The organism is Paraburkholderia sp. 2C, from assembly GCF_054589215.1.
On the sequence record NZ_BAAILL010000036.1, the window covers coordinates 749,891 to 762,762 of the forward strand.

The 12,872-nt window shown below is 65.7% G+C and carries 14 protein-coding genes; 9 read left to right on the forward strand and 5 right to left on the reverse strand.

Annotated elements, in window-relative coordinates:
* The first annotated feature begins 1 nt into the window (after position 1).
* Genes ACYPXD_RS16070 through scpA form a run of 7 tightly spaced genes read left to right on the forward strand, consistent with a single transcriptional unit; the run spans position 2 to position 7,350 of the window.
* The gene (locus tag ACYPXD_RS16070) at positions 2-574 is read left to right on the forward strand and encodes an MSMEG_0567/Sll0786 family nitrogen starvation N-acetyltransferase (protein WP_459713016.1); all 573 of its coding nucleotides are present in this window, start codon (positions 2-4) and stop codon (positions 572-574) included.
* Positions 571-1,593, forward strand: coding sequence for a sll0787 family AIR synthase-like protein (locus ACYPXD_RS16075; protein ID WP_459713018.1), 1,023 nt, complete (start codon positions 571-573; stop codon positions 1,591-1,593). The genes ACYPXD_RS16070 and ACYPXD_RS16075 overlap by 4 nt, the downstream gene beginning before the upstream one ends.
* Positions 1,590-2,771 (forward strand): MSMEG_0565 family glycosyltransferase, encoded by a 1,182-nt coding sequence (locus ACYPXD_RS16080; protein ID WP_459713020.1) that lies wholly within the window; start codon positions 1,590-1,592, stop codon positions 2,769-2,771. The genes ACYPXD_RS16075 and ACYPXD_RS16080 overlap by 4 nt, the downstream gene beginning before the upstream one ends.
* Before the next feature lie 29 nt (positions 2,772-2,800).
* Entirely contained in the window at positions 2,801-3,085 is a 285-nt protein-coding gene (locus ACYPXD_RS16085) for an MSMEG_0570 family nitrogen starvation response protein (protein ID WP_459713022.1), read from the forward strand.
* A 13-nt stretch (positions 3,086-3,098) separates the two neighbouring features.
* Positions 3,099-4,397 (forward strand): MSMEG_0569 family flavin-dependent oxidoreductase, encoded by a 1,299-nt coding sequence (locus ACYPXD_RS16090; protein WP_459713024.1) that lies wholly within the window; start codon positions 3,099-3,101, stop codon positions 4,395-4,397.
* A complete protein-coding gene (locus tag ACYPXD_RS16095) occupies positions 4,394-5,215 on the forward strand; it encodes a Pnap_2097 family protein (RefSeq protein WP_459713026.1) in 822 nt (273 codons plus the stop codon). The genes ACYPXD_RS16090 and ACYPXD_RS16095 overlap by 4 nt, the downstream gene beginning before the upstream one ends.
* On the forward strand, positions 5,212-7,350 hold the full coding sequence (gene scpA, locus ACYPXD_RS16100) for a methylmalonyl-CoA mutase (protein ID WP_459713029.1): 2,139 nt from the start codon (positions 5,212-5,214) through the stop codon (positions 7,348-7,350). Before ACYPXD_RS16095 ends, scpA begins: the two co-directional genes overlap by 4 nt.
* A 58-nt stretch (positions 7,351-7,408) precedes the next feature.
* Here the strand turns inward: scpA and ACYPXD_RS16105 are convergent, their stop codons facing one another.
* The 5 genes from ACYPXD_RS16105 to ACYPXD_RS16125 form a co-directional block, all read right to left on the reverse strand.
* Positions 7,409-7,906 carry a TPM domain-containing protein gene (locus tag ACYPXD_RS16105; protein ID WP_459713033.1) on the reverse strand — a complete coding sequence of 166 codons (498 nt, stop codon included), beginning with the start codon at positions 7,904-7,906 and terminating at the stop codon, positions 7,409-7,411.
* A gap of 2 nt (positions 7,907-7,908) precedes the next feature.
* The gene (locus ACYPXD_RS16110) at positions 7,909-8,766 is read right to left on the reverse strand and encodes a TPM domain-containing protein (RefSeq protein ID WP_459713370.1); all 858 of its coding nucleotides are present in this window, start codon (positions 8,764-8,766) and stop codon (positions 7,909-7,911) included.
* Between the two features lie 14 nt (positions 8,767-8,780).
* Positions 8,781-9,401, reverse strand: coding sequence for a LemA family protein (locus tag ACYPXD_RS16115; protein ID WP_459713374.1), 621 nt, complete (start codon positions 9,399-9,401; stop codon positions 8,781-8,783).
* A gap of 143 nt (positions 9,402-9,544) precedes the next feature.
* Positions 9,545-10,318 (reverse strand): alpha/beta hydrolase, encoded by a 774-nt coding sequence (locus ACYPXD_RS16120; RefSeq protein ID WP_459713035.1) that lies wholly within the window; start codon positions 10,316-10,318, stop codon positions 9,545-9,547.
* A 192-nt stretch (positions 10,319-10,510) separates the two neighbouring features.
* Positions 10,511-10,840 carry a hypothetical protein gene (locus ACYPXD_RS16125; protein WP_459713037.1) on the reverse strand — a complete coding sequence of 110 codons (330 nt, stop codon included), beginning with the start codon at positions 10,838-10,840 and terminating at the stop codon, positions 10,511-10,513.
* Between the two features lie 219 nt (positions 10,841-11,059).
* Between ACYPXD_RS16125 and ACYPXD_RS16130 the strand changes: the two genes are divergently transcribed.
* Positions 11,060-11,611, forward strand: coding sequence for a TIGR00645 family protein (locus ACYPXD_RS16130; RefSeq protein WP_459713039.1), 552 nt, complete (start codon positions 11,060-11,062; stop codon positions 11,609-11,611).
* 170 nt (positions 11,612-11,781) lie between these two features.
* Entirely contained in the window at positions 11,782-12,858 is a 1,077-nt protein-coding gene (locus tag ACYPXD_RS16135) for an AI-2E family transporter (RefSeq protein ID WP_459713042.1), read from the forward strand.
* Positions 12,859-12,872 lie beyond the last annotated feature (14 nt).

Genomic DNA, 12,872 nt, shown 5'->3' on the forward strand with positions numbered 1-12,872 from the left:
CATGTATTGCGACACCTTCGATATAGCCAACGCGGCGGCGCCGCCGCTCGAATTCACGCCGGCCGAGTATCGCGTCAAATGGGCGACGCTGCCGTGGGAGAGCGAGCGCGCCTATGCGCTGCGGCGTGCGGTGTTCTGTATCGAGCAAGGCATTTTCGTCGGCGACGATCGCGATGAAATCGACCGTCACGCGAAGCTGCTGGTCGCGCTGAGCTGCGTCGCGGGCATGCCCGAGCAGGTGGTCGGCACCGTGCGGATTCACGAGACCGCGCCACGCGAATGGCTTGGCTCGCGCCTCGCGGTCCACGCGGCGTTCCGTTCGCACGGACGGCTGGGGTCGACGCTGATCCGGCTCGCCGTATGCAGCGCGCACGCACTCGGCTGCGACACTTTTCTTGCGCACGTACAAGGCCAGAACGTGCCTTTGTTCCGCCGCCTGCATTGGCAAACGGTCGCCGAAGAGACGCTGTTCGGCCGGCTTCATCATCGGATGCAGGCGGACCTCGCCTGGTATCCGCCGTGCCACACCCCCGAAAGCGGGTTCGTCACGTCCGGGGCGCGGGGGCGTTCATGAGCCTCGACGCGCTCGTTCAACGGCAGCGCGAAGGCCGCGGCTTTCGCCACAAGACCGATATCGCCGGGGTGGTCGCTTCGCTGTCCGAACGCTTGCCGGGCGGCGTCGACGCGCTTGCCCAGGCGGTCGCGGTCGGCGACGATTGCGCGGCAATCGCGGACCACGACGGCTATCTGCTGTTTGCGATCGAGGGGCTGGTCAGCGATTTCGTCGAAGCGATGCCGTGGTTCGCCGGCTACAGCAGCGTGATGGTCAACGTCAGCGATATCTACGCGATGGGCGGGCGGCCGCTCGCCGTCGTCGATGCCCTCTGGAGCGACGGGCACGCGCGAGCGCAAGACATGCTTGCCGGTATCGCCGCCGCCTCGTCCGCGTACGGCGTGCCGGTGGTCGGCGGCCACAGCAATACGCGTAGCGCGGCCCCGCAGCTCGCGGTATCGATCGTCGGACGCGCGCGCCGGCTGCTGTCGAGCTTCAATGCGCGCGCGGGCGATCGGCTCGTGATGGCGGCCGACCTGCGCGGCCGTTTCGAAGATCCGTATCCGTTCTGGAATGCGTCCGTCGGCGCGCCTGCCGAGCGGTTGCGCGGCGACCTCGAACTGCTGCCGATGCTTGCCGAGAGCGGCCTGTGCGATGCGGCGAAAGACATCAGCATGGCCGGCGTGCTGGGTACCTCGCTGATGCTGCTCGAATGCTCGGGGGTCGGCGCACGGATCGATCTCGATGCGATCCCCTGCCCCGACGGCGTCGATTTCGAGCGCTGGCTCAGCGCGTTTCCGAGCTTCGGCTTCGTGCTGTCGGTGCGCGAGCCGCAGGTCGACACGGTGCTCGCGCGCTTTCGCGAGCGTGGTCTTGCCTGCGCGGCAATCGGTGAGGTCGATGCGTCCCGCGAAGTGATGATCGCACGGCGCGACGACGCCGCGCTGCTGTGGAATTTCGCCGACCGCCCGTTTATCGGCGCGCCGTCGAAGCATGCCGCAAGCGCAGCGGCGCGCGCGCCGCGCAAGGAGCCCGCATGAACGGCACGCCTTTGCGCATTGCGCTGTTCACGCATTCGGTAAACCCGCGCGGTGGGGTCGTGCATACGCTCGAACTCGGCCGCGCGCTGGCGGCCGAAGGGCACGACGTGACGATTTTCGCGCCCACCGAGGACGATGCGCCGATGTTCCGTCCGTCGCCGTGCCGGATCGTGCTCGCAAACGTCCCGGCGCGCGCGGTCGATACGGTATCGATGGTGCAGTCGCGTATCGATGCGTTGAAAAACGCCTTGAAACTTACGCTGCGCGCACAGGCGCCGGCCGGCTTCGACGTGCTGCACGCACAGGACAGCATCAGCGGCAACGCGCTGGCCGAACTGCGCGCCGAAGGCGCGATTCGCGGCTACGTGCGCACGGTCCACCATCTCGACGCGTTTCGCGATCCGCGCCTCGCGCAATGGCAGCGTCGCGCGTATGCGGACGCCGACGCAGTGTTCTGCGTGAGCGAGGTCTGGACCCAGATGATGAAAACCCGCTTCGGCGTCGAAGCGGTCACCGTCAACAACGGCGTCGATCTGCAGCGCTTTCGCGCGGCGCGCGAAATGGACGACGTCACGCTGCCCGCCGAGCTCGGCGTGCGCGGCGACCCGGTCGTGCTGGCGGTCGGCGGTATCGAGGAACGCAAGAACACGCTGCAATTGCTCGAAGCATTTGCGCTGCTGAGAAAGACGCGGCGCGCGGCACAGCTGGTCATTGCGGGCGGCGCGAGTCTGCTCGATCACGACGCGTACACGCGCCGTTTCGCCGCGCGAGCCGCCGAACTCGGTCTGCCGATCGGCCTTGGCGAAGCGATCGTCGTGACCGGCGCGCTCGACGACGACGCGATTCCGGCACTGATGCGGCGCGCCGATGTCGTCGCGATGGTATCGCTGCGCGAAGGCTTCGGCCTCGTCGTGCTCGAAGCGCTGTCATCCGGCGCACCGGTGGTCGTATCGCAGATCGCGCCATTTACGGAATACCTGAACGGGCGTGTCTGCTACTGGGCGCAGCCGCACGACGCGCACAGCATTGCGGCGGCCTTGCAGCGCGCACTCGACGAGCGGCGCGGCATCGATTTCACCGATACGGTGTCGGCCTTGTTGCAGCGCTTCAGCTGGCGGGCGAGCGCGTTGCGTCATCTCGCGCTGTATCGCGAGCGGATGCACGCGGCGACGGTGTGAACCATCCAACGAATGCAAAGGAGAACCTGATGCCAGTCATGCATTTCCGGGTCGAGTGGCCCGATGGCGAAGAGGTCAACTGTTACTCACCGTCGACGGTGGTCGGCGAATTCTTCGTCGCCGGGCGGCGCTATCCGCTTGCCGATTTCGTCTCGCGCGCACGCGAGGCGCTGCATATCGGCTCCGAGCGCGTGCGCGAAAAGTACGGCTTCGCATGTTCGGCCGCGCTCGACCAGCTCGCGCAGATCGAACAGCATGCGGACCGCTTCGCCGCGGACCCGGCTGCCGAAGTGAAAGTGATCGAACTCTCTTGAACGGGATAGCATCATGTCGAACGTATCGTTGACGTCGCCGCCCCAAGGCGATGTGCCGCACCGCACGGTGATCGTGATCGGCGGCGGCCAGGCCGGACTGTCGATCAGCTACTACCTGAAGGCGGCGGGCATCGACCATCTGGTGATCGAAAAAGCGACGCTCGCTCACACGTGGCGCACGCAGCGCTGGGACACGTTCTGTCTCGTCACGCCGAACTGGCAGTGCGCGCTGCCCGGTCATCCGTATCGCGGCGACGATCCGCACGGCTTCATGAAGAAGGACGAGATCGTCGCGTATCTCGACGGATTCATCGAGAAACTCGCGGCACCGGTGCTCGAACATACCGAAGTGAAACGGGTCAGGCGCCAGCCCGACGGACGCTACGCGGTGACAACCTCGAACGGCGACTGGACCGCCGATCATGTGGTGGTCGCATCGGGCGGTTATCACACGCCGATCGTGCCGCGCATGGCCGAGCGCCTGCCGCCGGGCATCGCGCAATGGCAGTCGTCGGCTTACCGCAATCCGCACAGCCTGCCTGACGGCGCGGTGCTGGTGGTCGGCTCCGGCCAGTCCGGCGCGCAGATCGCGGAGGATCTGCACCTCGCGGGCCGCAAGGTCTATCTGGCGGTCGGCGAGGCGCCCCGCTGCGCGCGCTTCTATCGGGGCCGCGACGTGGTCGACTGGCTCGCCGACATGCGCTACTACGACATGCCCGTCGAACAGCATCCGCTGCGCGAAGGCGTGCGCGACAACACCAATCATTACGTGACCGGCCGCGACGGCGGCCGCGATATCGACCTGCGGCGTTTCGCGCAGGAAGGCATGGAGCTCTATGGCCGGCTCGACGATCTGCGTGACGGCTGCCTGCAATTCGCGCCGAACCTGATCGCGAACCTCGACAGCGCCGACGACACATACAACCGGATCAACGCGAGCATCGACGCGTTCATCGACCGGCAGCGCATCGACGCACCGGCGGGCGAGCCGTACCGCCCGGTCTGGCAACCGCAGCACGAGCGCACCTCGCTCGACCTGGCGGCGAGCGGCATTACATCGGTGATCTGGTGCATCGGCTTTACGCCGGACTTCAACTGGCTCGACGCGCCCGTGTTCAACGGGCGCGGCTACCCGGCGCACACGCGCGGCATCACGCCGCAAGCGGGTTTGTACTTTATCGGCTTGCCATGGCTGCATACGTGGGGCTCCGGGCGCTTCTCGGGCATTGCGCGCGACGCGGAGCATGTGGTCGATGCGATTCGCGCGTCCACGATGGCTTCGCAGGCAAGCTCCGCGAGCCTCGCCGCATGATGCCGGCCGACCGCTATCGGGCCGGCATGCCGCAGCTGACCTATACGGGCCTGTCGGAAAACTGGCTGCTCAAGGAATGCGGGCACCGGCACTGGGAAGCGCTCGCGGCGCACGCGGGCCGCGCCACGCACGACTTCGGCGATGACGGCGGGCACCGCTCGTACGCGGCCTTTACCGCGATCCGCCTGGAGGCGTTCGGCTTCGACTCGCTGGGCGAGAACGACGAGTTCGAGATCGGCAGCACATTGTGCCGGACCGGCGCGGTGCGGCACGTGAGCACGCATCGCGTCGAGCGGGACGGCGTGCCGCTTGCGCAGATATCGATGTCGTCGACGTTCGTCACGCGCGGCGGCGCGCGCGGCAATCGCTGCGTCGCGCGTGCGGCGCTGTCGGCACTGCCGGGCGATCTGAGCCCGGTGCCCGACGAAGCGGTGCCGATGATCGAACTCGGCAAGCGCATGCGCGCGGGCGACGCGGCGCTCGCGGACGGATTGCCGGCCACCGGCTGCGCGCCCGCCGAGTTTCTGCCCTGTCCGAACAGCGATTTCAACGGCGCGGACTTTCTGTACTTCGCGAACTTCCAGTCTTTCGTCGATCGTGCCGAATGGCAGCGTCATCGCTTCCCGGAACCGCCGGTCGTCGCGAGCCGCTCGCTGTACTACTACGGCAACGTCGACCTCGGCGACGCGCTCAGCGTTCATGTGATCGGCGAGCGCACCGGCGAGCGTGGCATCACGCACTGGAGCGAAGTGCGCCGCGCAAGCGACGGCCGCAAGATCGCCGACGTGATGACCGAAAAACACTGGAGGCGGCGATGACGCGCCCGGTCGGCAGCAGGCGTCGCCGCGCCGTTACGCTCAAGCCGCTCTACACGCGCGCGGATACCGAAGGCCTCGCTCACCTCGACAGCCTGCCCGGCGCGGCGCCGTTCGTGCGCGGGCCGTACGCGTCGATGTACACCGGCAGGCGCTGGACGATCCGCCAGTACGCGGGTTACGCGCAAGCGGCGGACACCAACCTGGCGTTTCGCACCGCACTCGCGGAAGGGGCGCAGGGTCTGTCGGTCGCGTTCGATCTGCCGACGCAGCGCGGCTACGACTCGGACGATCCTCGCGTGGCGGCGGATGTCGGCGTGACCGGCGTCGCGATCGATACCGTCGAAGACATGGCGCGGCTCTTCGCGGATATCGCGCTCGAGCGCACCTCCGTATCGATGACGATGAACGGCGCGGTGCTGCCGGTGCTGGCCGCGTTCATCGTCGCAGCCGAAGAGCGCGGCGTGGCTGCGGCGCAATTGACCGGCACGATCCAGAACGACATTCTCAAGGAGTTCATCACCCGTCATACGTGCATCTTCGAGCCGGAACCGTCGTTGCGAATCGCGGCGGATGTCGTCGAGTATCTGGCGAGCCATGCGCCGCGCTTCCATGCGCTATCGGTGTCGGGCTACCATTTTCAGGAAGCGGGCGCCGACCCGGTGCTCGAACTCGCGCTGACGATGGCCGACGCGCGCGAGTATGTGTGCACGCTCGTCGAGCGCGGCATGGGCGCGGACGACGTGTGCGAACGCATCAGCTTTTTCTTCGGCGTCGGCACCGATTTCTATGCGGAGATCGCCAAACTGCGCGCGGCGCGGCTCGTCTGGTCGACGCTTGCCGCGCAATGCGGCGCGCGTTCCGATCGCGCGCGTGCACTGCGCATGCACTGCCAGACGTCGGGCTGGTCGCTGACCGCGCAAAAGCCGCTGAACAATGTCGTGCGCACCACCATCGAAGCGCTGGCGGCGGTATTCGGCGGCACGCAATCGCTGCACACGAATGCCTACGACGAGGCGCTTGCCCTGCCCTGTGCAGCGTCGGCGCGCGTCGCGCGCGACACGCAACTGGTGCTGCAGCACGAGACCGGCATTGGCGACGTGATCGACCCGTGGGCCGGCTCGTACATGATGGAATCGCTGACCGCCGATATCGCCGCGCGCGTGCAGGCGCTGCTCGACGAGATCGACCAGCAGGGCGGGATAGTCGGCGCGATCCGCTCGGGATGGGCGCGCGAGCGCCTGAACCGCTGTGCGCTCGACGTGCAGGCGGAGATCGAAAGCGGTGCGCGGCCGATCGTCGGTGTGAACGGCTACCGGCAGGACGACGGCGAGCCGGAGACGTGCGAGGACGCGCGCGGGTCGGGTTTCGATGCGGCGCAAGTCGCGCGGCACCAGGCGCGCCGGATCGCGGACGTGAAATCGAGGCGGGACGGCGAACGGGTCGGCGCCGCGCTCCGGGCGCTCGAACAGGCGGCCCGCGACGGCAACGGCAATCTGCTCGCGTTGACGATCGACTGCATGCGCGCCCGGGCCACGGTCGGCGAATGCACCCGGGCGCTCGAAGCCGTATGGCCGCGGCACACGGTGGCGCTGCATGTCGGCGCCGGCGCTTATCACGAAGCGTTATCGGACGATCCCGCATGGCGGGCGGCATGCGATGCGGTGGCGCGCGTCAGTGCGGCGTTGGGCCGCCGGCCGCGCGTGTTGATGACGAAGCTCGGACAGGACGGACACGATCGCGGCGCGCGAGTGGTCGCCGCCGCGCTGACCGACGCCGGCTTCGATGTCGTCGCGAGCCCGCTGTTCGCGCCGGCGGCCGACATCTGCGCGCAGGCGATCGAACAACAGGTGGACATGATCGGTGTGTCGTCGCTATCGGGCGCGCACGGCGCGCTGGTGCTCGAATTGCTCGGGCAACTGCGCATACGGGGCGCGCGGATGCCCGTCGTGGTCGGCGGAAATCTGGATGACGAGAGCCGGCGCGGGTTGCAGTCCGCCGGCGTCGCGGCGTGCTTTCCGGTGGGCAGCAGCGTGAGCGATATCGTGTCCGGCCTCGCGCGGATCAGCGAACATCACGCGACGCCGGGCGCCAGCGGGACGCTATCCGGGCAGGGGCTTGTAGCGATAGGCCGTTGAAGCGGACGCGCCCATCGCGATCGACGCATGGGGCGCTAAACCATCGGGCGGCACCCGGCTACATCACAACGGGAAAGCTTGGTAAATCCTCTCGCGGCGGCGTGCGCGTCGGGAAATGCGCGTTCAGCAGCGCGGAGACCTGCTCGATGCCGTGTATGGCGCCGGGCTGATACTTGCCGCACCGGAAATCCGCTTCCATCATCCGGCAGACGGCTTCCCACTCCTCGCCCGAGACGCGGGCATCGATACCGCGGTCCGCGACGATTTCCACATCCCGGTCGGCCAGAAGCAGGTAAATGAGGATTCCGTTGTTGTGCTCGGTGTCCCACACCCTGAGTTGCGAGAAAACGTCGATTGCCCGCTCGCGAGCCGTCAGTCCATCGAAGAGATCGGCGCTGTCGAGCGCGCCTTCCACAACGAATCTGACCTGGCCCGCGTGAGTCCGGTGACTTTCCCGGATCGCGCCGCCGATCGCGGATAGCACGCGCGCCGAGAACGCTCGTCTAACCCGCCAGCGCGTCATCAGCAGATGTCGAAAAATGCGCTTCAGGTCCACGGTTACCACCTGCCCGAGGCACCGCCGCCGCCGAACCCGCCTCCCCCGCCGCGGAAGATGTCGCGATTCGAACGGCCGCCCGAGCCACCCAATCCCCCCCATCCGCCCGAACCTCCGCCCAGGTAACGGCCGCCGGCGAAGGCGCCTGGACCGCCGCCCGCCAGCGTAAACACCAGCGCTATCGCACCCGCAATGACGGCAAGCAGGATGGCGCCGGAGAACAGCCATGCAATCACGCCGACCACGCCACCGGTCACCATCGCGCCAGGCAGGCGACCGAACATCGCGCGCAGCACACCGCCCGCGACCACGGCTATCACGAGCAATGCCGGCAGCAGGCCCGTAACGCCATCGGTTTCGCCCGTGCGGCGAGACGGCGGTGGCAGCGGCTCGCCGCTTACGACGTTCATCATGCTGTCGAGTCCGGCCTTGACGCCCCCATAGAAATCGCCTTGCCTGAACCTGGGCACGATCGTCTCGTGGATGATCCGATTGCTTGTCGCGTCGTTGAGGGCGCCTTCGAGGCCATATCCGACTTCGATTCGAAGCGCGCGGTCATTTTTGGCCACGATCAGCATGGCCCCGTCATCGACCCGCTTACGACCGAGCTTCCATTGCTCGACCACACGCATCGAGTACTGCTCGATGGTTTCCGGTTGCGTGGTGGGAACCATCAGCAATGAAATCTGCGCACCTTTGCGTAACTCGAAGTCTTTCAGGGTCGCTTCGAGCGACGACCGCTGTGCGGGCGACAGTGTTCCCGTTTCATCGATAACCCGCGCCGTCAGAGGCGGTATCGACGCATCGGCATACGCGTCGACGGCAATAAAAGCGAGGCCCAGACAGACGAATATAAACAGTGAGCGGAGCGTCTTCAATTGCTGCCTCCACCGGCAGAAGCGGGCGTCGCGCCAAAATCGACGCGCGGCGGTCGCGCGATTTCCGTTTCGTTAGCAACAGAAAAATTCGGCTTCTCCGCGTAGCCGAACATCTTTGCCGTCAGGTTATTCGGAAACGACCGTACCGTTGAGTTGTACTGCTGGACCGCCTGGATGTAACGGGTGCGGGCGACCGTAATCCGGTTTTCGGTTCCTTCCAGTTGCGCCTGCAAATCCCTGAAATTCGCATCGGACTTCAGTTGCGGATAGTTCTCCGAGACAACGAGCAGACGCGAGAGCGACGAGGTGAGCTGGCCTTGCGCCGCCTCGAATTGAGAGAAGGCCTGCGGGTCGGACAGCGTTTCGGGGCTCACCCGAATGGAGCCCACCTGCGCGCGCGCCTCGGTCACACGCGTCAGGACCTCTTTCTCCTGGTTGGCGTAACCCTTGACCGTATTCACGAGGTTGGGAACCAGGTCGGCCCGGCGCTGATATTGGTTAAGCACCTCGGACCAGCCCGCCTTGACCTGCTCGTCCTCGCTCTGGATGGTGTTGTAGCCGCACCCGGCGACGGCAAGAGCGGTTAGCAGCAGGACAACTCGTCCGGTCGCCCGCATGGGGGCTTCGACAACGATGATCGACAAGCCGCGCATCGGTTTGCTCCTTCGCATGAGCTGCATCGGGCTAGTGGCCGGTGCGGGTTGCCGACTTGAGCGACAGCATCCGGTAATAGCATTGACCAGGCAATGTAAGCAAGGTTCTACCTGCGGGCGTTCGACCGCGGTTCTGCCGGCCCCCGGGATCCGACCGAAGCATCCAGCAGGAAGCCGATCGCCTCGCGCCACCCGCTATCGTCGACGTAGTCGATCCAGTCGTTGTGCCCGGCGTCTTGCACGACAATCAGCCGTTTCGGACCGTGCAGCGCGTGGTAGAGCGCTTCGCCGAAGCGCGCGGGAACGATGCTGTCGCGCTGCGCGGTCACGACGACAACAGCACGGTCGAACGCGTCCAGGTGAGCGGCGCTGGCGTACCGGTCGCGCAGCAACCACTTCGCCGGCAGCCACGGATAGTGATACGCAGCGACGTGCTCGAGGCAATCCCATGGCGTGATGAGAAGCAGACCTGCAATCGCGTCGCGCTCTCGCGAGGCGGCCGAAGCAGCGACGGCGGCCCCGAGCGACTCACCGATAACCAGCAGTGGCGCGCCGTACAGGCGGTGCGCAAGCGCGATTGTCTGTTCGGCATCGGCGGTCAGAGGCTTTTCGCCGGGCTCGCCGTCGCGTGGCCCGTAGCCCGGGTATTCGGCAAGAATCACGCGCAGCCCCAGCCGCGTCAGCGCCGCGGCGTACCGCGAACGGTGGCCGGCGTGTCCCGCATTGCCGTGAAAGACGATGGCCGTGCCGCGCGCCGCTCGGGGCGGCTCGGCGACGAGCCCCCGGAAAGCGTCAGGTGTGGGCCACGCGCGAAGGCCTTCCGACACGACATCCGCAATCGCGGCTTTCTCGGGGAAGTACAGCAAACGATCCTGCAGCATGGCGCCCCCTGCGAACGGGGCGAGACATGCGACGCCGACGAGCACGATCCATCCGATGAATTGCATTGCCGCAAGCCCGATCGCTCATGCCCTGCCCGGCCGACATGCGATCGACCGCACGGTGAACCGGATTCCTCGTGCCGGCGAGGTCTCTTTTCGCGAAGCGCTACCGCCTTTTCACTGGACTGTTTCTCAGCGGTGATACGGGTAACGATGCCAACCCCGATAACCGCCATAACCATATCTGTAGCCTGGCCAGTACGGACGCCCCCACCCGGTCCGATAGCCGAACGGATAGCCGTAGTAATAACGGGGAACCGGTGCGTATACGATGGGCGGTGAGCCATACAGGAACGGCGGCGCCGCATAAACCACTGGCGGATAAGGCCGATAAACGACCGGTGGCGGACCGACATAAACCGGACCGCCCAGGTAAATGCCGACGTTCCCGTGCGCGAGCACGGCAGCGGAGATGCAAGCCAGCGCAACGCCCGCTGCAAGCGCCATGAATGCGCGTTTCATGATGACTTCCGTTCCCGTCGCAGATGCGACTCGTGATGCCTTTCAAAGCATAGGGCGCAAGAACGCGGACCGCCAGTGACAGCGAGGGATCGCCGTCCCGGTTCGGGCATGCATCGTGTTACTGCTGATCAGGACCCGCGTGCGCGCCACACCGCACCTCGCCCGGAGCCGAGCGAATGTTGCGCTTCCCGACAGGCTGGATTTTCCAGAGGAATCCCTATGAAACCGACCGATCAAACCAGCGGACGTGCCCCCAATATCGGCGAACGTTCACTGGAACGAGGTATTTTCGCGAGCCGCTGGATCCTCGCGCCGATATATGCCGGTCTCGCGCTCAGTTTGCTGATGCTGCTCGTCAAGTTCGGACAGGAGTTCTGGCAAATGGCATCGAGCCTCGTGGCAAGCAGTTCTGACGATGTGATTCTTGGCGTTCTTTCGCTCATCGATCTTTCGCTGATGGCGAACCTGTTGTTGATGATTATCTTCGGCGGTTACCAGAACTTCGTTTCGAAGCTCGAACTGGACGGACATAAGGACACCCCCGACTGGATCGGCAACGTCGGATTCAGCGACATCAAGCTGAAACTGATGGCGTCGATCGTGGCGATTTCGGCCATCGAAGTGTTGCAGGGATTCCTGTCGGTCGAACAGGTCGGCACGCAGACCGTCGTCTGGGGAATAGCGGTGCACATCACGTTTGTCGTTTCGGCGCTGCTGCTCGCTATCATGGATTGGGTCATCGCGAAGTCGCGTCGAAGCCGGGCGGTGTGACCCGCCCTTCTCCGCCGCCACGCAGCGTTCTGGCAATCCCTTTGCCGTATCTCGATGCAAAGTTAAGCATCTCGCGCAGAAAACGTCGTCTCCCGCTACCATAAATATTGCACTCGCCTTTCGTCAGCGCCGATAGAGTCCAGCAGTCGAACTAAAGGAAAAAGGTGTTTATGGGCGCGAGCTATCCTGGGTCCGTGGTCAGGCACGTCATCCTCGCGTTTCTGCTGGGCGGGCTCGTCGTGCTGGGCTACGTCGTGCTGTACCCGTTCCTGGTGCCCCTCGCCTGGGGCACCATCATTGCCTACGTGACCTGGCCCGCCTATCGCCGCCTGCGCGCGCTGATGCGCGGCCGCGCCAGCGCCAGCGCGCTACTGCTGACGATCATTGTCGCGGCAGCGCTCGTTCTGCCCTTGATCTGGCTCACCATGCTGCTGCGCGGCGAAATGGTCGCCGCATACGAGGCCGTTGCCGGCTACCTCGCCAACGGCCCGCCCAGGCTGCCGGAATTCATTGCGCGTATCCCGTGGCTCGGACGATCGCTGCAGGAGCTTCTGAATCAGGTATCGGCGGATCCGACGGCTTTTCGTGCCCAACTCGCGGAGTGGGCCCGGCAGTGGACCGGGCAAATCGGCCAGTTGATCGGCAGCGTGGGGCGCAATGCAACGAAACTGGGCTTCGCGTTGCTCACCCTGTTCTTTATGTACCGGGACGGAGAAAGCGCGCTGAATCAACTGCGCGGCCTGCTGCGGCGTTTTCTGGGCGACCGCCTCGACGCCTATTTCGCTTCTATCGGCGGCACGATCAAGGCGGTCGTCTACGGACTCGTGCTGACCGCGTTGGTGCAGGGCACGCTTGCCGGCCTCGGTTACTGGGTTGCCGGCATGCGTGCGCCTGTGTTGCTGGCTGCGCTCACGGCGCTGATCGCGCTCGTACCGTTTGGCACCCCCTTCGTGTGGGGATCGATTGGAATCTGGCTTCTCGTCACCGGACACACGCTGGCCGGCGTGGGGCTTTTGCTCTGGGGTGCGCTGGTCGTGAGCTCGGTGGACAACCTGATTCGTCCGCTCGTGATCAGCAGCGCCACACGGATCCCGTTTCTTCTGGTCGTATTCGGCGTGCTCGGAGGTCTCGCGGCCTTCGGTCTGATAGGGCTGTTTATCGGACCCGTCATCCTGGCGGTTCTGATCGCCGTATGGCGTGGATGGCTGGAACAACAGGCAATCGTGGATACTGGAACACAGCCCTAGCCCGGCTTGACGCT